The organism is Clavibacter davisi, from assembly GCF_052751415.1.
Genome location: NZ_CP199882.1, coordinates 1,419,403 through 1,439,377, shown reverse-complemented (window position 1 = coordinate 1,439,377; position 19,975 = coordinate 1,419,403). Strand labels below are relative to the sequence as shown.

Below are 19,975 nucleotides of genomic sequence, written 5' to 3'. Positions count from 1 at the left end.
GCGCCGACCACGACGGCCCGGCACCCGCGAGGGGTGCCGGGCCGTCGTCGTGCACGGGGTCAGACCCGCCGGGTGGCGTCCTGCACCTCGCCGACGAGCTCCTCGATGATGTCCTCGAGGAACAGCACGCCCGTCGTCTCGCCCGCCTCCGTGAAGGCGCGCGCGAGGTGGGCTCCGGACCGGCGCATCATCGCGAGCGCGTCCTCGAGCTCGGTGCCCTCGAAGACGGAGACGAGCTGGCGGATCCGCTTGGCCGGCACCGGGCGGACGAACTCGTCGGCCTCGTCGAGGTCGATCACGTCCTTCAGGTGCAGGTAGCCGGACGGCTCACCGGCCTCGTCCACCAGCACGTAGCGCGAGAAGCCGTGCCGCGCGACGGCGCGCTCCACGTCGGAGGGCGACGCGGTCTCGGGCAGGCTGACGAGCGCGCCGAGCGGGATCGCGATGTCCTCGACCTTCTTGCCCGTGAACTCGAACGCCGCGGTGAGCGCGCCCGTGCGGTCCTCCAGCAGCCCCTCGCGCGTCGACTGGTCGACGATGCCCTGCACCTCGTCCAGCGTGAAGGCGCTCGCGGCCTCGTCCTTCGGCTCCACCCGGAACGCGCGCAGCACGGCGTTCGAGATGGCGTTGAGGGCCACGATGAGCGGCTTCACCACGCGGGCGATGCCCACGAGCGGCGGCGCGAGCAGCAGCGCCGCCCGGTCGGGCACCGAGAACGAGATGTTCTTCGGCACCATCTCGCCGAGCACGACGTGCAGGAACGACACCAGGAGCAGCGCGATGACGAACGCGATCGTCGAGATCGCCTCCTCGGGCAGCCCGGTCGCGTGCAGCGGGATCTCGAGCAGGTGGTGGATCGCCGGCTCGGACACGTTGAGGATCAGCAGCGAGCACACGGTGATGCCGAGCTGCGTCGTCGCGAGCATGAGCGTCGCGTGCTCCATGGCGTAGAGCGTGACGCGCGCGGCGCGGCTGCCCTCCTCCGCCCGCGGCTCGATCTGCGACCGCTTCGCGGAGATGACCGCGAACTCGGCGCCGACGAAGAACGCGTTGACGGCGAGCAGCACGACGAGCGCGATGATCCCCCCGGCGTACTCACCCACGGGACGGCTCCTTCCTGCTGGCGGCGCGATCCGCGACGGCCTGGCGGCCCGCCTCGCGATCGGCCTGGCGGCCCGCCTGCCTGTCGGCCTGGCGCTCGGCGCGGGTGGTGCCCACCGCGGTGGCGACGGGCTCGGGCGACGGGGTGAAGCGGATGCGGTCGATGCGCCGGCCGTCGAGCCGCTCGACGCGGAGGATCCCCGTCTCGAGCTGCAGCTCGTCGCCCACGACGGGCAGGCGGCCGAGCTCGCTCATGACGAAGCCGGCGGCCGTCTCGTAGGGGCCCTCCTCGGGGATCCGGAGCCCGGTGCGCTCGAGGAGCTCGTCGGGCCGCAGCATGCCGGGGAACGTCAGCGAGTCGCGCGAGCGGACGACGCCGGCGCGCGTGCGGTCGTGCTCGTCGGCGAGCTCGCCGACCAGCTCCTCCACCAGGTCCTCGAGCGTCGCGACGCCGGCGGTGCCGCCGTACTCGTCCACCACGACGGCCATCTGGAAGCCGCGGCCGCGCAGCTCGCCGAGCAGGTCGTCGAGCTTCATGGTCTCGGGCACGCGGATCGCCTCGGACTGCAGCGCCGTGACGGGCACCTGGGCCCGCTTCTCCCGCGGCACGGCCACGGCCTGCTTCACGTGCACGAGGCCGATGACGTCGTCCACGCCGTCGTCGGTGACCGGGAAGCGGGAGTAGCCCGTGGTCATGGCCAGCTCGATCACGGTCTGCGCGCTGTCGGTGCGCTCGACCGACTTCACGCGGAGCCGCGGCGTCATGACGTCGGACGCCGTGAGGTCGGCGAAGCGCAGCGTGCGGCTGAGGAGCATCGCCGTGTCGTCCTCGAGGAGGCCGGCGAGCGCCGAGCGCCGCACGAGCGAGGACAGCTCCTCGGCGCTCCGGGCGCCCGACAGCTCCTCCTTCGGCTCGATGCCGACGAGGCGCAGGATGCCGTTCGCGCTGTTGTTGAGCAGCAGCACGGCGGGCTTGAAGACCGTGGTGAACAGGGTCTGGAACGGGATGACGAGCTTGGCCGTCTCGCGCGGCAGGGCCAGGGCGAAGTTCTTGGGCACCAGCTCGCCGATGATCATCGACAGGAGCGTCGCGACGACGAGCGCCACCACGGTCGACACCGGCGACACGAGCCCCTCGGCGAGGCCCGCGGACGTGAGCGGACCGGCGAGCAGCAGGCTGAGTGCCGGCTCCATCGTGTATCCGGTGAGGAGCGTGGTCAGGGTGATGCCGAGCTGGGCGCTCGAGAGGTGCGTGGAGGTGATTCGGAGGGCGCGGATGGGCGGGCCGAGCCGCTTCTCGCCGCGCTCCTGGCGCTTCTCGAGGTCGGAGCGGTCGAGGTTGACGAGCGCGAACTCGCTGGCCACGAAGAGGCCGGTGCCGAGGGTGAGGAGCAGGCCGACGGCGAGGAGGAGCCATTCATGCACCGGAGCGGCTCCCGGGCACCGGGCGCGCGGCCGGCCTCAGGTCGTGGGCGGCGCGGGGCGGGGGTCTATGAGCAGGAGGGGGGTCGTCCATCGTCCGTCGAGCATACCGGGGCTCACCAGCCGACCGGCAGGGGCTTGCCCTCCTCGTAGCCCGCCGCGGACTGGATCCCGACGGTGGCGCGCTCGGCGAACTCGGCCCGCGTGCGCGCCCCGGCGTAGGTGAACGCGCTGCGGACCCCGGAGGTGATGGTGTCGAGCAGGTCCTCGAGCCCGGGACGGAGCGGGTCGATGCGGATGCGGCTCGTCGAGATCCCCTCCGCGAACAGCGTGCGCCGGGCGAGCTCGAACGCCTCGCGGCGGCCGAAGCGCTCCTGCACGGCGCGGGTGGACGCCATGCCCCAGCTCTCCTTGGCCAGGCCGCCGTCCTCGTCGACGAGCAGGCGGCCGGGCGACTCGACGGTGCCCGCGAACCACGATCCGATCATCACGCTCGCGGCGCCCGCGGCCAACGCGAGGGCAACGTCGCGCGGGTACCGCACGCCCCCGTCCGCCCAGACGAGCGCGCCGGCGGCCCGCGCGGCCTCCGCCGTGTCGAGCACGGCGGAGAACTGCGGGCGGCCGACGGCAGTCATCATGCGCGTGGTGCACATGGCGCCGGGGCCGACGCCGACCTTGACGATGTCCGCTCCCGCCTCGACCAGGTCGCGCGCGCCGCCCGCGGTCACGACGTTGCCGGCGACGAGCGGCACCGCGGGATCGAGCGCCCGCACGGCGCGGACCGCGCGGAGCATCGCCTCCTGGTGCCCGTGGGCGGTGTCGAGCACGATGACGTCCACCCCGGCGGCGAGGAGCGCGCGGGCCCGGCCGACCGGATCGCCGTTGACCCCGACGGCGGCCCCCACGGCGAGGCGGCCGTGTCCGTCGACGGCGGGCGCGTAGACGGTGGAGCGGAGGGCGCTGCGACGGCTCAGCGTGCCGACGAGGCGGCCGTGCGCGAGGACGGGCGCGAAGTCGATGCCGGCCGCGTGCATCAGCTCGAACGCGGCGCGGCCCGTGGGCACGTCGTCGGCGTCCAGGGAGGCGAGCGCGCCGTGCCGGAGGTCGGCGAGGCGCGTGCCGTCCGGGACCCCGGCGAGCTGGGTCCCCTCGAGGCAGCCGACCATCTCCCCGTCGGCGTCCCGCAGCACGATCCCGTGGCCGGCGATGGGCGGCAGCAGCTCCCGCGCCTGCCCGGCCGTCGCGTCCGGCGGCAGCTCGAGCGGCGAGTCGTACGCGACCGGCTGGTCCTTCACCCGGCGGATGGCCGCGTCGAGCTCCTGCGGGCGCAGGTCCTGCGGGAGGATCCCGATGCCGCCGCGCCGCGCGAGCACGGCCGCCAGCCGCGGGCCGGTGACCGAGCCCATGTTGCTGGCGACGACCGGGATGGTGCACGGGGTGCCGTCGCCCGGCGCGAGGTCCACGTCCATGCGGCTGCCGACGTCCGACCGTCCGGGGCTCAGGAACACGTCCGAGTACGTCAGGTCGTGGGCGGGAGCCTCTCCGGTGAACCTCATGCCCCGACGCTAACCCGGGCTCCGCGTCCGCACCAGGGCACCCTCCGGATGGATCGGGCGCGCGCGACGCGCCGCTCCGCCGACGACCCCTCCGGCCCCACCGGCGGAAGGTTTAGGCTGGGTCATCGTGGACGCGCGGCAAGCGAACGACCGCGCGAGGCAGACGACCAACAGCAAGAGAGCGGGCGATCAACTGTGTCGAGCCAGGTGACTGGTACGGGGACCGACGACGGTTCCACGGGCGACTTCGGAGCCAACGAGTGGCTCGTCGACGAGATGTACGAGAGGTACGTGGTCGACAAGGACGCGGTGGACCGCAGCTGGTGGCCGATCCTGGAGAACTACCACGCGACCGTGATCGAGGGCCGCGAGGCGACGCCGGCCACCGGCGACCAGACCGCCGAGCCGCAGATCCCGGAGTCGGACCAGATGTCCGCGCCCGCCGCGACCAACACGGGCGCCCCGGCCGCGACGCCGTCCCCCGCCTCCGCCGGCCAGCCCGACGCGCAGGCGCAGCAGCCCGCGACCGGGTCGCAGCCCGCGGCGCGCACCACGAGCATCGCGCCCAAGCAGCAGCCGATCCCGGCCCAGGCCCCCGCGAAGGCGCCGGCCAAGAAGGGCGCCGAGCCCACCCCGCCCGGCGAGGACGAGGTGTCCCCGCTCCGCGGCATGGCGAAGAGCCTCGCGACCAACATGGACGCGTCGCTCACCATCCCCACCGCGACGAGCGTGCGCACCATCCCGGCGAAGCTGATGATCGACAACCGCATCGTCATCAACAACCACCTCAAGCGCGCCCGCGGCGGCAAGGTCTCCTTCACGCACCTCATCGGCTGGGCGCTCATCCAGGCGCTCAAGGAGTTCCCGAGCCAGAACGTGCACTACGACGAGGTCGACGGCAAGCCCAGCGTCGTCTCCCCCGCGCACATCAACCTCGGCATCGCCATCGACATGCCGAAGCCCGACGGAACGCGGGCGCTCCTCGTGCCGAGCATCAAGGAAGCCGAGGGCATGACCTTCGGCGAGTTCCTCACCGCCTACGAGGACCTCGTGAAGAAGGCGCGCGGCAACAAGCTCGCCGCGGGCGACTTCGCCGGCACCACCATCTCCCTCACGAACCCCGGCGGCATCGGCACCGTGCACTCGGTCCCCCGCCTCATGAAGGGCCAGGGCGCCATCATCGGCGCCGGTGCGCTGGAGTACCCGGCCGAGTTCCAGGGCGCAAGCCCGAAGACGCTGGTCGAGCTCGGCATCGGCAAGACCATCACGCTCACGAGCACGTACGACCACCGGGTCATCCAGGGCGCGGGCTCCGGCGAGTTCCTCAAGATCGTGCACGAGCGCCTCATCGGCCAGCACGGCTTCTACGAGGACATCTTCGCGGCGCTGCGCATCCCCTACGACCCCATCCAGTGGGCCACGGACATCAACGTCGACCTCTCGGAGCGCGTCTCCAAGACCGGCCGCGTGCAGGAGCTCATCAACGCGTACCGCGTCCGCGGCCACCTCATGGCGGACATCGACCCGCTCGAGTACCAGCAGCGCACGCACCCCGACCTCGAGATCACGAACCACGGCCTCACCTTCTGGGACCTCGACCGGGAGTTCGTCACGGGCGGGTTCGGCGGACGCCGGCAGGCGCTCCTGCGCGACATCCTCGGCATCCTGCGCGACTCGTACTGCCGCACCATCGGCATCGAGTACATGCACATCCAGCAGCCGGACGAGCGCGAGTGGATCCAGGGCAAGGTCGAGCAGCCCTACGCGAAGCCCACGCACGACGAGCAGATGCGCATCCTCTCCAAGCTCAACGAGTCGGAGGCCTTCGAGACGTTCCTGCAGACCAAGTACGTCGGGCAGAAGCGCTTCTCCCTCGAGGGCGGCGAGTCCACCATCTCGCTGCTCGACACGCTCCTCCAGGGCGCGGCCGACCACGGCCTCGATGAGGTCGCCATAGGCATGGCCCACCGCGGCCGCCTCAACGTCCTCACCAACATCGCCGGCAAGAGCTACGGCCAGATCTTCCGCGAGTTCGAGGGCACGCAGGACCCGCGCACGGTGCAGGGGTCCGGCGACGTCAAGTACCACCTCGGCACCGAGGGCACCTTCCGCGGCGTCCACGGCGAGGAGATGCCGGTGTACCTCGCGGCGAACCCGTCGCACCTCGAGGCCGTGAACGGCGTGCTCGAGGGCATCGTCCGCGCGAAGCAGGACCGGAAGCCCATCGGCTCGTTCTCGGTGCTGCCGATCCTCGTGCACGGCGACGCGTCCATGGCCGGTCAGGGCGTCGTGTTCGAGACGCTGCAGCTGTCGCAGCTGCGGGCGTACCGCACGGGCGGCACGGTCCACATCGTGATCAACAACCAGGTCGGCTTCACGACGCCGCCGTCGGAGTCCCGCTCGTCGGTGTACTCGACCGACGTGGCCAAGAGCATCCAGGCCCCGATCTTCCACGTGAACGGCGACGACCCGGAGGCCGTGGCCCGCGTCGCGCACCTCGCGTTCGAGTTCCGCCAGGAGTTCAAGAAGGACGTCGTCATCGACCTCGTCTGCTACCGCCGTCGCGGCCACAACGAGGGCGACGACCCGTCCATGACGCAGCCCCTCATGTACAACCTCATCGAGGCCAAGCGCTCGGTGCGGAAGCTGTACACGGAGGCGCTCGTCGGCCGCGGCGACATCACGCAGGACGAGTACGACGCGGCGCAGAAGGACTTCCAGGACCGCCTGGAGCGCGCCTTCGCCGAGACGCACGCCGCGCAGACCTCGTCGATCCCCGTCCAGACGGACGACGTGGGCGCGGTCTCCGATCTCGAGCGTCCCGACTCCCAGCAGGACGACGGCCACGGCGAGCCCGAGACCACGGGCGTCTCGGAGTCGGTCGTGCACGCCGTCGGCGACGCGCACGACAACCCGCCGCAGGGCTTCTCCGTGCACCCGAAGCTGCAGGCGCTCATGCGCAAGCGCCTCGAGATGAGCCGCAGCGGATCCATCGACTGGGCCTTCGGCGAGCTCCTCGCCATCGGCTCGCTGCTGCTGGAGAACACGCCCGTCCGCCTCGCCGGGCAGGACTCCCGCCGCGGCACGTTCGTCCAGCGCCACGCGGTGCTGCACGATCGCGACAACGGCCAGGAGTGGCTGCCCCTCGCGAACCTCAGCGACCGCCAGGCGCGGTTCTGGATCTACGACACGCTGCTCAGCGAGTACGCCGCGATGGGCTTCGAGTACGGCTACTCCGTGGAGCGGCCCGACGCCCTCGTGCTGTGGGAGGCCCAGTTCGGCGACTTCGCGAACGGCGCGCAGACCATCATCGACGAGTTCATCTCGTCCGCCGAGCAGAAGTGGGGCCAGCGCTCGAGCGTCGTGCTGCTGCTGCCGCACGGCTACGAGGGCCAGGGGCCGGACCACTCGTCCGCGCGCATCGAGCGCTTCCTCCAGCTCTGCGCGGAGCAGAACATGACGGTCGCGCGCCCCTCGACCCCGGCGTCGTACTTCCACCTGCTGCGTCGCCAGGCGTACTCGCGGCCGCGCCGCCCGCTCGTGGTCTTCACGCCGAAGGCCATGCTGCGGCTGCGGGGTGCGACGAGCGACGTCGAGGCCTTCACCTCGGGCCGCTTCGAGCCGGTGATCGACGACGTGCGCATCGAGGACCGCGGCGCCGTCCGGCGCGTGCTCCTGCACTCGGGGAAGGTCCACTACGACCTGCTCGGCGAGCTGGAGAAGCGCCAGGACACGTCCATCGCCCTCGTGCGCCTGGAGCAGTACTACCCGTTCCCCGAGGAGCAGGTGCGCCGCGTCGTCGAGTCGTACCCGGACGCCGAGGTGGTCTGGGTGCAGGACGAGCCGGAGAACCAGGGTGCCTGGCCGTTCGTCCACGTGGAGCTCAGCCGGGTCCTCCCCGACCGCGCCGTGCGCGTCGTGTCGCGTCCGGCGGCCGCATCGCCCGCCGCCGGCTCGAGCAAGCGCCACGCCACGGAGCAGACCGACCTGATCGCGCGCGCGACCGCGGAGTGATCCACCGGGGCGCATGCCCTGGGACGACGAGAGGCCCGATCCCCCTGGGATCGGGCCTCTCCTCGTCGATGGTCCGTGGCGGGCGCGAGCCCGCGTGGCCGGATCAGCCGAGCTTCGAGTAGCGGATGCCGGACGCGTGATAGCCGCGCCGGGCGTAGAACCGCGTGACGTTGTCGCGCGCGGCGGCGCTGGTGGCGAGGAAGCGCGAGGCGCCGTGCTCGCGCGCCCAGGCCTCGTAGTGGCGGATGAGGTCGGAGCCGATGCCGCCGGCCTGCCGCCCCTCGCGGACCACCAGGATGATGAGCTGCGCGATCGGCTCGTCGTCGGCGAGGCCCCACATGAGGTGGCCGCCCGCGAGACCGGCGATCTCGCCGGCGTCGTCCCGGACGACCCAGGTCTCGTGGCCCGCCGCCGCGGTCATGCGCGACAGGCGGGCTGCCACCCGCTCCTCGTCCACCTCGTAGTCGAGCAGCCGCAGAAGCTCGACGATGACGGTCAGGTCGGAGGGGGACGGCATCCCGAGGGACTGGATCGCGTTGGTCACATGCCGAGATTACCGGCCGCGCGCGACCGCTCCGGTCAGTGGGTCGCCTGGATCGCGCGCAGCTTCTCCATCACCTGCGTGCGGAGGTCCTCCGGGGCCGCCTCGGTGCAGGCGCGGCGCACGGTGTCGCGCAGGACGACGCCCACGCGGTGCTCGCGCGCGCAGTCGGCGCAGTTCGCCATGTGCTCGCGGATGTCCGCGGCGTCCGCCTTGTCGAGCTCGTGGTGCAGGTACTCCTCGAGATCCTTCTTGGCCTTGTCGCAGCCACAGTCGCTCATTTGGTCGCTCCAGTGAGGTGCGCGGTGGAGATGCCCCGCTCGCGCGCGTAGTCGGAAAGGAGGCCCCGCAGCATCCGGCGGCCGCGGTGCAGGCGGCTCATGACGGTGCCCACGGGGGTCTTCATGATGTCGGCGATCTCCTGGTAGGAGAAGCCCTCGACGTCCGCGAAGTAGACCGCCATGCGGAAGTCCTCCGGGATGGACTGCAGCGCGTCCTTGACGGTGCTGTCCGGGAGGTGGTCGATGGCCTCCGCCTCGGCGGAGCGCGTGGTGGTGGCGGTGGCGGAGGTGGCCCCGCCCAGCTGCCAGTCCTCGAGCTCGTCGATGGTGCCGCTGTAGGGATCCCGCTGCTTTTTGCGGTAGTTGTTGATGAAGGTGTTCGTGAGGATCCGGTACAGCCAGGCCTTGAGGTTCGTGCCCTGCTTGAACTGGTGGAAGGCGGTGTAGGCCTTCACGAACGTCTCCTGCACGAGGTCCTGCGCGTCGGCGGGATTGCGCGTCATGCGGAGGCCCGCGGCGTACAGCTGGTCGATGAACGGGAGCGCCTGCTCCTCGAAGAGCTCGCGATTGTCGCCGGGCTGGGCCGCGCGCGGCCCCTCCGCCTCGGCCCGCTCGGCCTCCTGCTGGTCGGCCGCCTCCTCGGTGGAGTGCACGACGGCCTCCACGAGCTCGGCGGGCGCGGTCGATGCGGCGGGCGCGACGCCCTCCGCGGTCTCGGCCGGCGCGTCGTGACTGGTGTTCCTCGAATTGGCCATCAAGGCAGATTCTACGGCGCGCACGAGCTCGGCGGACGGGGCCGCCGGTGCTGTCCTCGTGATCACGGGTGTTCCTTCCCGGCCCGGGATCCGGGCCTGCCGGACGCGTGGCCGGTACTCTGGTGAACCCATGGAGATCTTCAGGTATTCCGGTCCGACCTTCAGCCCGTACGACGACGACCGGACCCACCAGCCGGTCCCCGAGGACGACGGGCCGTGGGCCGCGCCCGTCGCGGACGGCCCGCTCGACGCCATCGTGCCGCTGCCGGGTTCCAAGAGCCTCACGAACCGGGAGCTCGTGCTCTCCGCCCTCGCGGATGCGCCCTCCCTCCTCCGCGCGCCGCTGCACTCGCGGGACACGCGGCTCATGATCGAGGCCCTGCGCGCGCTCGGCGCCGGCATCGAGGAGGTCGAGGGGGACGGCGCGTTCGGACCCGACCTCCGGATCACGCCGGCGGAGCTCGCGGGCGGCGTCACGATCGAGTGCGGCCTCGCCGGCACCGTGATGCGCTTCCTGCCGCCCGTCGCCGCGCTCGCGCTCGGACCCGTCTCGTTCGACGGCGACCCGAGCGCCCGCCGCCGGCCCATGTCGGGCACGATCGAGGCGCTGCGGGCCCTCGGCGTCGACGTGAACGACGACGGCCGCCGCGCACTCCCCTTCAGCCTCTACGGCACCGGCGAGGTGCCGGGCGGCGAGATCGGCATCGACGCGTCCGCCTCCAGCCAGTTCGTCTCCGGTCTCCTCCTGGCGGCGCCGCGCTTCACCGACGGCCTGCGGCTCCGGCACACGGGCCGGACGCTGCCGAGCATGCCGCACATCGAGATGACGATCCGCACGCTCGCCGAGCGCGGCGTGGTCGTCGAGAGTCCGGAGCCGGGAGTCTGGGTGGTGCCGCCGTCGGCCATCGCCGGCCGCGACGTGTCCATCGAGCCCGACCTGTCCAACGCCGCGCCCTTCCTCGTCGCGGCGCTCGTCGCCGGCGGACGCGTCACGGTCCCCGGCTGGCCCTCGGAGACCACGCAGGTCGGCGCCGACCTCATCGAGCTGCTGCCGCGCTTCGGCGCCACCGTCACGCGCGAGGGCGGCGCGCTCGTCGTCGACGGCGGGCCGGGCCTCGCCGCGGGCGGCCGCATCCCGGGCGTCGACCTCGACCTCAGCCGCGGCGGCGAGCTCGCCCCCGCCCTGGTCGCGCTCGCGGCGCTGGCGGACGGACCCAGCCGGATCACCGGCATCGGCCACCTCCGCGGGCACGAGACCGACCGCCTCGCGGCGCTGGCGGCGGAGATCACCCGGCTCGGCGGATCCGTCACGGAGCTCGAGGACGGCCTCGCCATCGAGCCGGCGCCGCTGCACGGCGGCCTCTGGCACGCGTACGAGGACCACCGCATGGCCACGGCGGGGGCGATCATCGGACTCGCGGTGCCGGGCGTCGAGATCGACGACATCGGCACGACCGCCAAGACGCTCCCCCAGTTCCCCGAGCTGTGGCTCGGCGCGCTGCTCGGCCGCGGCCCGCGCGTGGTCGTCGATCCGCTGGCGCTCGGCGGCATGACCGGCCCGGGCGGCCTCGGCGGGATCCTGTGAGCTGGCTCGCGGATCCCGAGCAGGACGACGGCGTCTGGGACGCCTACGACGAGTCTTCGGTGCGCGTGCGGCCGAACCCCAAGGGCAACAAGCCGCGCAGCAAGCAGCGGCCGGGCCACACGGACGCCGTCGAGGGCCGCGTCCTCACGGTCGACCGCGGCCGCTTCGGGGTGCTCGTGGGCGAGGACACCCCGGACGAGCACACCCTGACCGCCACCCGCGCCCGCGAGCTCGGCAAGAAGGCCGTGGTCACCAACGACCGCGTCGACATCGTGGGCGACACCTCGGGCGACGAGGGCAGCCTGTCGCGCATCGTCCGCATCGCCCCGCGCCGCACGCTGCTGCGCCGCAGCGCCGACGACTCCGACGCCGTCGAGCGCGTGATCGTCGCCAACGCCGACCAGATGCTCATCGTGGTCGCCGCCGCCGAGCCCGAGCCGCGCGCGCGCCTCGTCGACCGCTACCTGGTCGCGGCCTTCGACGCGGGGATCCAGCCCATCCTCTGCATCACGAAGGCCGACGTCGCGGATCCCGCGCCGTTCGCCGCGCACTTCCGGGTGTTGGACGTGCCGATCGTGCTGAGCCGCTCGGACGCCGTGCCGCTCGACGAGCTGCGCGCCCTGCTGGCCGACCGCACGACCGTCGCGGTGGGCCACTCCGGCGTCGGCAAGTCCACGCTCGTCAATGCACTCGTGCCCGACGCCAAGCGCGCCACGGGCGTCGTCAACCAGGTCACCGGGCGCGGGCGGCACACGTCGAGCTCCACGGTCTCGATGCGCGTCGAGACGGGCGACGGCGGACACGGCTGGATCATCGACACCCCGGGTGTGCGCTCCTTCGGCCTCGGGCACGTGGATCCGGCCAACATCCTCCGCTCGTTCGCGAGCTACGCGCACCTGCCCGAGGGCGAGCCCCCGGGCGGCATCCCGCTCACGGAGGCGCACGACTGGGAGATCGTCGACCGGGTCGAGGCGGGCGAGCTCGGCGACGCGGGGCGCGAGCGCCTCCACTCGCTGCAGCACCTCGTGTCGAACCGGTCGGACGCCGTCAAGGGAGAGTGACCGGGCGGCGCGGGGCCGATCGCTAGGCTCGTCCCCGTGGCCTCCGAACCCCTGCACTCCCTGTCGTCCGACCTGCGGCTCGCGAGGGAGCTGGCCGACATGGCCGACGCCATCTCGCTCGACCGCTTCCGCTCCGCCGACCTCGCCATCGAGACGAAGGCCGACTACAGCTGGGTCACCGACGCCGACACCTCCGTCGAGCGGGCGATCCGGGCGGGCATCGCCGAGAGCCGGCCCCACGACAGCGTCCTCGGCGAGGAGTACGGCACGTCCGGCTCGTCATCGAGGCAGTGGATCGTCGACCCGATCGACGGCACCTCGAACTTCGCGCGCGGGGTGCCCGTGTGGGGCACCCTCATCGCGCTGGCGGTCGACGGCGTGCCCGTGGTCGGCGTGGTGAGCGCGCCCGCGCTCGGCCGCCGCTGGTGGGGCGCGACCGGGCTCGGCGCCTACGTCGACGACACGCTCGGCCAGGCCACCACCTCCGAGGAGCGGCGCATCCGCGTCTCGGACGTCACCCGGCTCGAGGACGCCTCCATGAGCGTCGCCGGCGTACAGCGCTGGCGCGACGCCGACCGCCTCGACGAGCTCCTCGACCTCTCGGCCCGGGTCAAGCGCTCCCGCGACTTCGGCGACATGTGGGCCTACATGCTCCTGGCCGAGGGGCTCCTCGACATCGCGGGCGAGCACGACCTCAAGCCCTACGACATGGCCGCGCTCATCCCCGTGATCGAGGAGGCCGGCGGCCGCTTCACCTCCATCGACGGCGAGGCCGGCCCCTGGCACGGGTCCGCGCTCGCGACCAACGGGCACCTGCACGACGCCGTTCTGGCGGTCGTGGCGCGCTGACCGTCGCGAGCCGTCGCCGGACGCGGCCGGCCCGACGCGCTCAGGCGGTCGCGGCCCGCTGACGTCGGCGCCGCTGCCCGAGGTCCACGAGGCCGAGCAGCAGCGCGACCGCCACCAGCGAGATGGTGACGAGGAAGCCGTTGCGGAAGCCGTCGTGGTACACCGCCAGGCTCGCGTCGGATCCGCCGGCCGCCTCCGCGTAGAGCGTGCTGAAGAACGTGGCGGAGGCCGCCGCGACGCCCACGGCCGTGCCGACGCGCTGGCCCACCTGCGCCATGGATCCGGCCACGCCACCCTCGGTGACCGGGATCTCGGCGAGCGTCAGGGTCTGGTTCGGCGAGATGACGAAGCCCGCGCCGACGCCCGCCACGAGCATCGCCGCGGCCATGGCCCACGGGGTGACCTCGCGCGGCGTGAGCACGGCCGCGAGGAGCAGCACGGTGATCCCGACCACGACGACCGCGAGGCCGATGACCACGAGCTGCCGGCCGAGCCGGGACACGAGCCGTCCGCCGATCCACGCCGTCACGGCCGAGGACAGCGCGAACGGGATGCCGACCATGCCGGCGAACACGGGTGCGAGGCCGAGGCCCTGCTGGAGGTAGAGGGTCGTGAGCAGGAACACCGCCGGGATCGCGGCGAAGTACGCCGTCGCGATGAGGATCCCGTTCCGGTACGACGACAGCCGGAACAGCGCGAAGTGCACGACGGGCGACTTGCCCTGCGACGCGTAGCGCCGCTCCCACGCGACGAAGAGCCCGGCCGCGACGACGGCGACCGCGAGCGCGAGCCAGCGGCGCGGGTCGTCGTCCGGGCCGCCGGTCGTGAGCACGAACGGCAGCATCAGCGAAAAGGTGGCGACGGCGAGGAGCAGGATGCCGACGGGATCCAGCCCGACCTTCCCCTCCGGCCGGGCCTGCCGCTTCGGCAGGAGCTTGAGCGCGAAGAGGATGGCGGCGATGCCGAGCGGGATGTTCATCCAGAAGAGCAGCCGCCAGCCGTCCTCCGGGCCACCGAGCTGGATCAGCAGGCCGCCCACGGTCGGGCCGAACGCCGTCGCGACGCCGACGACCGCGCCGAACAGGCCGAACGCCCGCGCGCGCTCCTCGCCCTGGAAGAGCTGCTGGATGAGGCCGAGCACCTGCGGCATCTGGATGCCCGCGGCGACGCCCTGCAGGATCCGCGCGACCACGAGCGTGTTCACGTCGGGCGCGAGCGCGCAGAGGAGGCTCGCGAGCGTGAAGGCGCTGAGGCCGATCACGAACATGAGGCGCCGGCTGCGGATGTCGCCGAGCCGCCCGGCCGGCACGAGCGCCAGGCCGAACGCGAGCGCGTAGCCGGCGACGATGAGCTGCAGGTCCGTGGATCCGGCGCCGAGCGACTCCTCGATCGACGGCAGCCCGACGTTCACCTTCGAGAGGTCGAGGATCGTCAGGGCCGCGACGCCGACGCAGACCCAGAACGCCTGCCAGCGCGTGCGGTCGCGGTCGTCGGCGGGTTCGGTGCTCGAGGGGGTCCCCGCGATGGTGCGTCCGGTCATGAGGTCTCGAATCCAATGCACGTGCTATGTATTCCCGCTCCCGCGAGCGGCGCGACGCGCCCCGACCAGCTTGCTCCCCAGGTGAGGGAATCGTCTCCGGTGTCCCTATGCTGAACAGCGAGCCAACAGCGACCGCCGGACCGGGCCGCCGCGGATCCCGCTCCTAGGGTGGGGACTTCGCGCCGGAACGGCGCGCCGCCCGCGAGCACGCCGACGTGCTCCCTCCGAGAGGACACCATGAAGAACCGCGCCCGCCGTCTCACCGCCTCCCTCGCCGCCGTCGTCGCGGCCGGGCTCGCCCTCTCCGGATGCGGATCGTCGGGCGGCGGCAGCGCGGATCCCGGTGCCTCCCCCGCCTCGGGCGACACCCTCATCGTCTACACGAACTCCAACGGCGACGGCCGCGGGGACTGGGTCACGGCCGAGGCGGCCAAGGCGGGCTTCGACATCCAGGTCGTGGGCCTCGGCGGCGCCGACCTCGCGAACCGCATCGTCGCGGAGAAGAACAACCCCGTCGGGGACGTGGTGTTCGGCCTCAACAACATGTACTTCGAGAACCTCAAGGCGGAGGACGCCATCACGGCGTACACGCCCGCGTGGTCCGGCGAGGTCGACCAGGCCTCGGGCGACCCCGACGGCGGCGCCTACTGGCCGCTCGTGGAGCAGGCCATCGTCACCGTGCACGACGCCAAGCAGACCTCCGGCGGCGACGTGCCGAAGGACGTCACCGACCTGCACTCCTCCGCGTACCAGGGGAAGTACGAGGTCAACACGCGCCTCGGCGAGGCCACGCCGCAGCTCATCCTCGCGGGCCTCCTCGCGCCCTACGCGGACCCCGACGGCGACCTGGGCATCAGCGACAAGGGCTGGCAGGTCGTGAAGGACTACTTCGCGAACGGCTCCCCCGCGGTCGAGGGCACGGACCTCTACGCGCGCCTCTCCCGCGGCGAGGTGTCCTTCGGCACCCTGGCGTCGAGCGGCATCGCGGCGCGCGACGCGCAGTACGGCACCACCACCGAGATCGTGCCCGCGAAGGCCGGCGTCCCGTTCGTGACCGAGCAGATCGCCGAGATCGCCGGCACGAAGAAGGAGGAGCGGGCCCGCGCCTTCATCGACTGGTTCGGCAGCGCCTACGTGCAGGGCGCGTTCGCGGAGAAGTTCTCGAGCTACCCCGTCAACACGACCGCGCGGGAGAAGGCGCTGCCGGCCGTGAAGACGCTCATCGAGTCGCTCGACAAGCAGGACGTCGACTACGGCTTCGTGCGCGAGCACATCGCCGACTGGGTCGAGAAGACCGAGCTGGAGTACCTGCCCTGATGATCCGCTTCGACGACGTCGAGGTGCGCTTCGGCGACCAGGTGGCGATCCCGGGGCTCGACCTGGAGATCCACGAGGGCGAGTTCTTCACCCTGCTCGGGCCGTCGGGCTGCGGCAAGACGACGGCGCTGCGCACGCTCGCCGGCTTCGTCGACCCGAGCCGCGGCGAGATCGTCATCGACGGGCAGGTCGCCACGCGGCTGCCCAGCGAGAAGCGCCGCGTGGGCATGGTGTTCCAGAACTACGCGCTCTTCCCCAGCATGTCGGTGCGGCAGAACATCGCGTTCGGCCTCACGGTGCGGAAGGCCGGCAAGGCCGAGACCGACCGGCTCGTGCGCGCCATGGCCGATCAGGTCGAGCTGAGCGCGGCCCAGCTCGACAAGAACGTGGCCGAGCTGTCCGGCGGTCAGCAGCAGCGCGTCGCCATCGCGCGGGCGCTCGTGCTGGAGCCGCGGATCCTGCTGCTCGACGAGCCGCTCTCCAACCTCGACGCGAAGCTGCGCGTGCAGCTGCGCGACCAGCTGAAGGGCCTGCAGTCCCGGCTCGGGATCACGACGGTCTACGTCACGCACGACCAGGAGGAGGCGCTCACCATGAGCGACCGCATCGCCGTCTTCGACGCGGGGCGGATCGAGCAGGTCGGGACCCCGGAGGACATCTACGACCGCTCGGCCACCGAGTTCGTCGCGACCTTCGTCGGGGCGATCAACGCGCTCGGCCCGTCCACGGTCGCCCGCCTCCGCGACGCGGGGGCGCCGGGCCTCGACGCCTCGAGCCGCGCCTACGTGCGGCTCGAGCGCGTGTCGGTGGATCCGCGCGGATCCGCGGTGACCGACGCCAGCCGCGTCCGCCTCGACGGCGTGGTGGCCGAGCGCAAGTACCACGGGTCCTACAGCACGTACCGGGTCGACCTCGGGGACGACGCCGTCGAGGCGCTCGTGGCCGAGACGGGCGCCGCGCCCCTCGCGCCCGGCGCCGAGGTCGTCGTGGGCATCGACCCGGCCGCGATCCTGCGGTACCGGTCGTAGCCGTGCGCACCCCCGTCCGCGCGCTGCTGCGCTCCCCCCTCGGCGTCGTGGTGCTCATCGCCGCGCTGTGGTTCATCGTCACGTTCCTGGTGTTCCCGAACGCCAACCTGCTGATCACGACGTTCTTCCCCGACGGGTCGTTCAGCGGGCGGGCGCTCGAGAAGCTCGTCAGCTCCGACCGGGCGATGCGGAGCGTCGGCAACAGCCTGCTGCTCGCCGTGACCCTCGCGATCACCGTCAACGTGGTCGGCATCTTCATCGTGCTGGTCACGGAGTACTTCGTGGTGCGCGGGTCCCGCGTGCTCTGGCTCGGGTACGCCACCACGCTCATCTACGGCGGCATCGTGCTCGCGGCCGGCTACGACTTCATCTACGGACGCTACGGGTTCGTCACGGCCATCGCCCAGCGCGTCGTCCCCGATCTCGACCCCGACTGGTTCTCCGGGTACTTCGCGGTCGTCATCGTGATGACGTTCGCCACCACCACGAACCACATGCTCTTCCTCCGCTCCTCGCTCGCGGCCATCGACCACCAGACCATCGAGGCGGCCCGGAGCATGGGCGCGGGCACCGGCCGGATCCTCTTCCGCATCGTGCTGCCGGCCCTGCGGCCCATGATCTTCGCGGTCACCGTGCTCACGTTCCTCACCGGCCTCGGGGCGCTCACCGCTCCCCTGGTGCTCGGCGGCACGGGCTTCCAGACGGTGGCGCCCATGATCGTCACCTTCTCCAAGAGCACGAGCTCCCGCGACCTCGCGGCGCTGCTCGCCATCGTGCTGGGTGTCGCGACCATCGCGCTGCTGGCGATCATGAACCGCGTCGAGAAGTCGGGCGTGTACTTCTCGGTGGCGAAGGTCGCGACGCCGCTGCAGAAGCAGCGCATCCGGAACCCGATCGTCAACGGCGTCGTGCACGTCGTCGCGTACGTGCTCTTCGTGGTCTACGCCCTGCCCGTCGTGCTCATCGTGCTGTTCTCGTTCCTCGACTCGAAGAGCGTGCAGACGGGCACCATCACGCTCGACTCCTTCACCCTGCGGAACTACGCGACCGTGCTCGGCTCCCCCGATGTGCTGCGCCCGTTCGTCGTGAGCCTCGTCTACAGCGCGCTGGCCGCCGTGATCGTGGTGGCGGGGCTGCTCTTCGTCGCGCGCCTCGTGCAGCGCAACCGCAACTGGTCGACCGCGGCCATCGAGTACCTGCTGCACATCCCGTGGATCCTGCCGACCATCCTCATCGCCCTGGCGCTGCTGCAGACCTTCGACCGGCCGCAGCCGCTCATCGGCGGGCAGGTGCTCACGGGCACGACGTGGCTGCTGCTCGTCGCGTACATCATCGTGAAGGTGCCGTTCACCCTGCGGCTGCTGAAGGCCGCGTTCGCGAGCGTGCCGCAATCGCTCGAGGACGCCGCGCGGATCCTCGGGGCGCGCTCGATCACGACGTTCCGCCGCGTGCTGGTGCCGCTCGTGATCCCGACGGTCGCCGCCATCACGGCGCTCAACTTCAACAGCCTCCTCGACGACTACGACGCCGCGGTGTTCCTCTACCAGCCGCTGTACGAGCCGCTCGGCATCGCCATCAAGGCGAGCACGGAGGGCGAGGCGAACCTCGACTCGATGAGCATCACGTTCGTGTACACGGTGCTCCTCATGATCATCATGGGGCTCACGATGTACCTCGTGTACGGGCGCTCCGGCGGGCGGAAGCGGCGCCGCGGCCGGACCGGATCTCCCGCGGTCGAGACGACGGCCCCGGCGCTGGCGACGAGCGACCCCGGCGCACCCGCCCCCGCCGCGCCGCGCGCGCCCGTGGGCTGAGACCGGGCAGACGGAAGGCCCCGTCCGGTGGACGGGGCCTTCGTCGAAACCGGACGGATCCGGCCCCTCGACGAGCGTGGGACATGCGACGCGATGGTGGAGATGCGGGGAATCGAACCCCGGTCCACTGCTGTAATCCTGCGCCTTCTACGGGTGTATCCAGGAAAGGCGTCCTGCTCGGCCCCGGAACTTGCTCCTGGCATCTGATCCGACGGGCCCAGCCTCAGTTCGAGTCCCGCGCGGCCCTGAGGCACGACCGCGCAGCGAGCTCCCTTTTCTGACGCCGACTTACCGGTTAGAGAGCATCACCGGGTCGACGGTCCTGTTAGTGCGCTCGCTTAGGCAGCGAGAGCGAAGGACGACTGCTTGTTATTGGCAGTTGTATTTTGCAGAGAGCGTTTACGAGATAGCCCTGCATCCTCGACCCGCTTCTCGCAGTCATTCAGGCAATGTCGAAACCGATCATCCCCATGAACGGCAGAGCGCCTCGAGAGGCACCCGAGCCGGGTCGCATGTTCCACGCTGTCGAGTTGTCAATCGTCGACCGGAGCGAACCCCGGCCAGCCCTCAATGATAGCCGACGCGCGATGCCCGCACCACCGCCGACGGCCGGTGCGCCTACTCGCCGAGCCGGCGGTGCGACGACATGGCGCGATCGGCCTCGCGCTTGTCCTGGCGCTCCCGGAGCGTCTGGCGCTTGTCGTACTCCTTCTTGCCCTTCGCGATGGCGAGCTCCACCTTGGCGCGGCCGTCGACGAAGTAGAGCTGCAGGGGCACGACCGTGTACCCGCCCTCCTTCACCTTGGAGTGGATCTTGAGGATCTGCTCCTTGTGCAGGAGCAGCTTGCGCTTCCGCCTGACCGGGTGGTTGTTCCAGGTGCCCTGGTTGTACTCGGGGATGTGCACCGCGTCGAGCCACGCCTCGCCCGCGTCCACGAAGGCGTAGCCGTCCACGAGGGACGCGCGCCCCTGCCGGAGCGACTTGACCTCGGTGCCCGTGAGCACGAGGCCGGCCTCGTAGGTCGACTCGATGGTGTAGTCGTGGCGAGCCTTGCGGTTGGTCGCCACCACCTTCTCGCCACGTTCCCTGGGCACGGTGGACTCCTCGATG

The 19,975-nt window shown here is 71.8% G+C and carries 15 protein-coding genes and 1 other RNA gene; 7 read left to right on the top strand and 9 right to left on the bottom strand.

Annotation, left to right across the window (positions count from 1 at the left end; all coding sequences use genetic code 11):
• Positions 1-59: 59 nt before the first annotated feature.
• The 3 genes from ACU4ZT_RS06850 to ACU4ZT_RS06840 all read right to left on the bottom strand — a co-directional run bounded on the left by ACU4ZT_RS06850 (position 60) and on the right by ACU4ZT_RS06840 (position 4,079).
• Complete coding sequence (locus ACU4ZT_RS06850; RefSeq protein WP_063070724.1) at positions 60-1,103, bottom strand: hemolysin family protein; 1,044 nt, start codon at positions 1,101-1,103, stop codon at positions 60-62.
• Entirely contained in the window at positions 1,096-2,526 is a 1,431-nt protein-coding gene (locus tag ACU4ZT_RS06845; RefSeq protein ID WP_445338485.1) for a hemolysin family protein, read from the bottom strand. The genes ACU4ZT_RS06850 and ACU4ZT_RS06845 overlap by 8 nt, the downstream gene beginning before the upstream one ends.
• A 113-nt stretch (positions 2,527-2,639) precedes the next feature.
• A complete protein-coding gene (locus ACU4ZT_RS06840; protein ID WP_445338483.1) occupies positions 2,640-4,079 on the bottom strand; it encodes a GMP reductase in 1,440 nt (479 codons plus the stop codon).
• Between the two features lie 195 nt (positions 4,080-4,274).
• On the opposite strand from ACU4ZT_RS06840, the gene ACU4ZT_RS06835 reads away from it, so the two are divergent.
• On the top strand, positions 4,275-8,093 hold the full coding sequence (locus ACU4ZT_RS06835; protein WP_445338481.1) for a multifunctional oxoglutarate decarboxylase/oxoglutarate dehydrogenase thiamine pyrophosphate-binding subunit/dihydrolipoyllysine-residue succinyltransferase subunit: 3,819 nt from the start codon (positions 4,275-4,277) through the stop codon (positions 8,091-8,093).
• 103 nt (positions 8,094-8,196) lie between these two features.
• On the opposite strand, the gene ACU4ZT_RS06830 is transcribed toward ACU4ZT_RS06835, so the two are convergent.
• Genes ACU4ZT_RS06830 through ACU4ZT_RS06820 form a run of 3 tightly spaced genes read right to left on the bottom strand, consistent with a single transcriptional unit; the run spans position 8,197 to position 9,673 of the window.
• Positions 8,197-8,637, bottom strand: coding sequence for a GNAT family N-acetyltransferase (locus ACU4ZT_RS06830; protein ID WP_270980496.1), 441 nt, complete (start codon positions 8,635-8,637; stop codon positions 8,197-8,199).
• Between the two features lie 35 nt (positions 8,638-8,672).
• The gene (gene rsrA / locus ACU4ZT_RS06825; protein ID WP_012299392.1) at positions 8,673-8,915 is read right to left on the bottom strand and encodes a mycothiol system anti-sigma-R factor; all 243 of its coding nucleotides are present in this window, start codon (positions 8,913-8,915) and stop codon (positions 8,673-8,675) included.
• The gene (locus tag ACU4ZT_RS06820) at positions 8,912-9,673 is read right to left on the bottom strand and encodes a sigma-70 family RNA polymerase sigma factor (RefSeq protein ID WP_414748061.1); all 762 of its coding nucleotides are present in this window, start codon (positions 9,671-9,673) and stop codon (positions 8,912-8,914) included. Before ACU4ZT_RS06820 ends, rsrA begins: the two co-directional genes overlap by 4 nt.
• A 127-nt stretch (positions 9,674-9,800) precedes the next feature.
• Here ACU4ZT_RS06820 and aroA point away from each other — a divergent pair, with 127 nt between their 5' ends.
• From aroA to ACU4ZT_RS06805, 3 genes are read left to right on the top strand one after another with little or no spacing between them, the layout of a single operon-like run.
• Positions 9,801-11,255 (top strand): 3-phosphoshikimate 1-carboxyvinyltransferase, encoded by a 1,455-nt coding sequence (gene aroA / locus ACU4ZT_RS06815; protein ID WP_445338478.1) that lies wholly within the window; start codon positions 9,801-9,803, stop codon positions 11,253-11,255.
• Positions 11,252-12,316, top strand: a complete 1,065-nt coding sequence (gene rsgA / locus ACU4ZT_RS06810) for a ribosome small subunit-dependent GTPase A (RefSeq protein WP_063070718.1) — start codon at positions 11,252-11,254, stop codon at positions 12,314-12,316. The genes aroA and rsgA overlap by 4 nt, the downstream gene beginning before the upstream one ends.
• A 36-nt stretch (positions 12,317-12,352) precedes the next feature.
• Positions 12,353-13,165 carry an inositol monophosphatase family protein gene (locus tag ACU4ZT_RS06805; RefSeq protein ID WP_445338476.1) on the top strand — a complete coding sequence of 271 codons (813 nt, stop codon included), beginning with the start codon at positions 12,353-12,355 and terminating at the stop codon, positions 13,163-13,165.
• Between the two features lie 40 nt (positions 13,166-13,205).
• Here ACU4ZT_RS06805 and ACU4ZT_RS06800 read toward each other — a convergent pair whose 3' ends face one another.
• Entirely contained in the window at positions 13,206-14,705 is a 1,500-nt protein-coding gene (locus ACU4ZT_RS06800) for an MFS transporter (protein WP_445338474.1), read from the bottom strand.
• A gap of 237 nt (positions 14,706-14,942) precedes the next feature.
• On the opposite strand from ACU4ZT_RS06800, the gene ACU4ZT_RS06795 reads away from it, so the two are divergent.
• From ACU4ZT_RS06795 to ACU4ZT_RS06785, 3 genes are read left to right on the top strand one after another with little or no spacing between them, the layout of a single operon-like run.
• Complete coding sequence (locus ACU4ZT_RS06795) at positions 14,943-16,022, top strand: extracellular solute-binding protein (protein WP_445338473.1); 1,080 nt, start codon at positions 14,943-14,945, stop codon at positions 16,020-16,022.
• A complete protein-coding gene (locus tag ACU4ZT_RS06790; RefSeq protein ID WP_445338471.1) occupies positions 16,022-17,050 on the top strand; it encodes an ABC transporter ATP-binding protein in 1,029 nt (342 codons plus the stop codon). The genes ACU4ZT_RS06795 and ACU4ZT_RS06790 overlap by 1 nt, the downstream gene beginning before the upstream one ends.
• Positions 17,051-17,052: 2 nt before the next feature.
• Positions 17,053-18,864 carry an ABC transporter permease gene (locus tag ACU4ZT_RS06785; RefSeq protein WP_445338469.1) on the top strand — a complete coding sequence of 604 codons (1,812 nt, stop codon included), beginning with the start codon at positions 17,053-17,055 and terminating at the stop codon, positions 18,862-18,864.
• Positions 18,865-18,958: 94 nt separating this feature from the next.
• Here ACU4ZT_RS06785 and ssrA read toward each other — a convergent pair.
• Positions 18,959-19,334, bottom strand: a transfer-messenger RNA (tmRNA) gene (ssrA, locus tag ACU4ZT_RS06780).
• Positions 19,335-19,482: 148 nt separating this feature from the next.
• Positions 19,483-19,959 carry an SsrA-binding protein SmpB gene (gene smpB, locus ACU4ZT_RS06775; RefSeq protein ID WP_012037997.1) on the bottom strand — a complete coding sequence of 159 codons (477 nt, stop codon included), beginning with the start codon at positions 19,957-19,959 and terminating at the stop codon, positions 19,483-19,485.
• Positions 19,960-19,975: the final 16 nt, after the last annotated feature.

Bases quoted from the DNA above. Each gene is read 5' to 3' on its own strand.
- ACU4ZT_RS06840 (WP_445338483.1), bottom strand. From the start codon at position 4,079: ATGAGGTTCACCGGAGAGGCTCCCGCCCACGACCTGACGTACTCGGAC.
- rsrA (WP_012299392.1), bottom strand. From the start codon at position 8,915: ATGAGCGACTGTGGCTGCGACAAGGCCAAGAAGGATCTCGAGGAGTAC.
- aroA (WP_445338478.1), top strand. From the start codon at position 9,801: ATGGAGATCTTCAGGTATTCCGGTCCGACCTTCAGCCCGTACGACGAC.
- ACU4ZT_RS06800 (WP_445338474.1), bottom strand. From the start codon at position 14,705: ATGACCGGACGCACCATCGCGGGGACCCCCTCGAGCACCGAACCCGCC.
- ACU4ZT_RS06795 (WP_445338473.1), top strand. From the start codon at position 14,943: ATGAAGAACCGCGCCCGCCGTCTCACCGCCTCCCTCGCCGCCGTCGTC.
- ACU4ZT_RS06790 (WP_445338471.1), top strand. From the start codon at position 16,022: ATGATCCGCTTCGACGACGTCGAGGTGCGCTTCGGCGACCAGGTGGCG.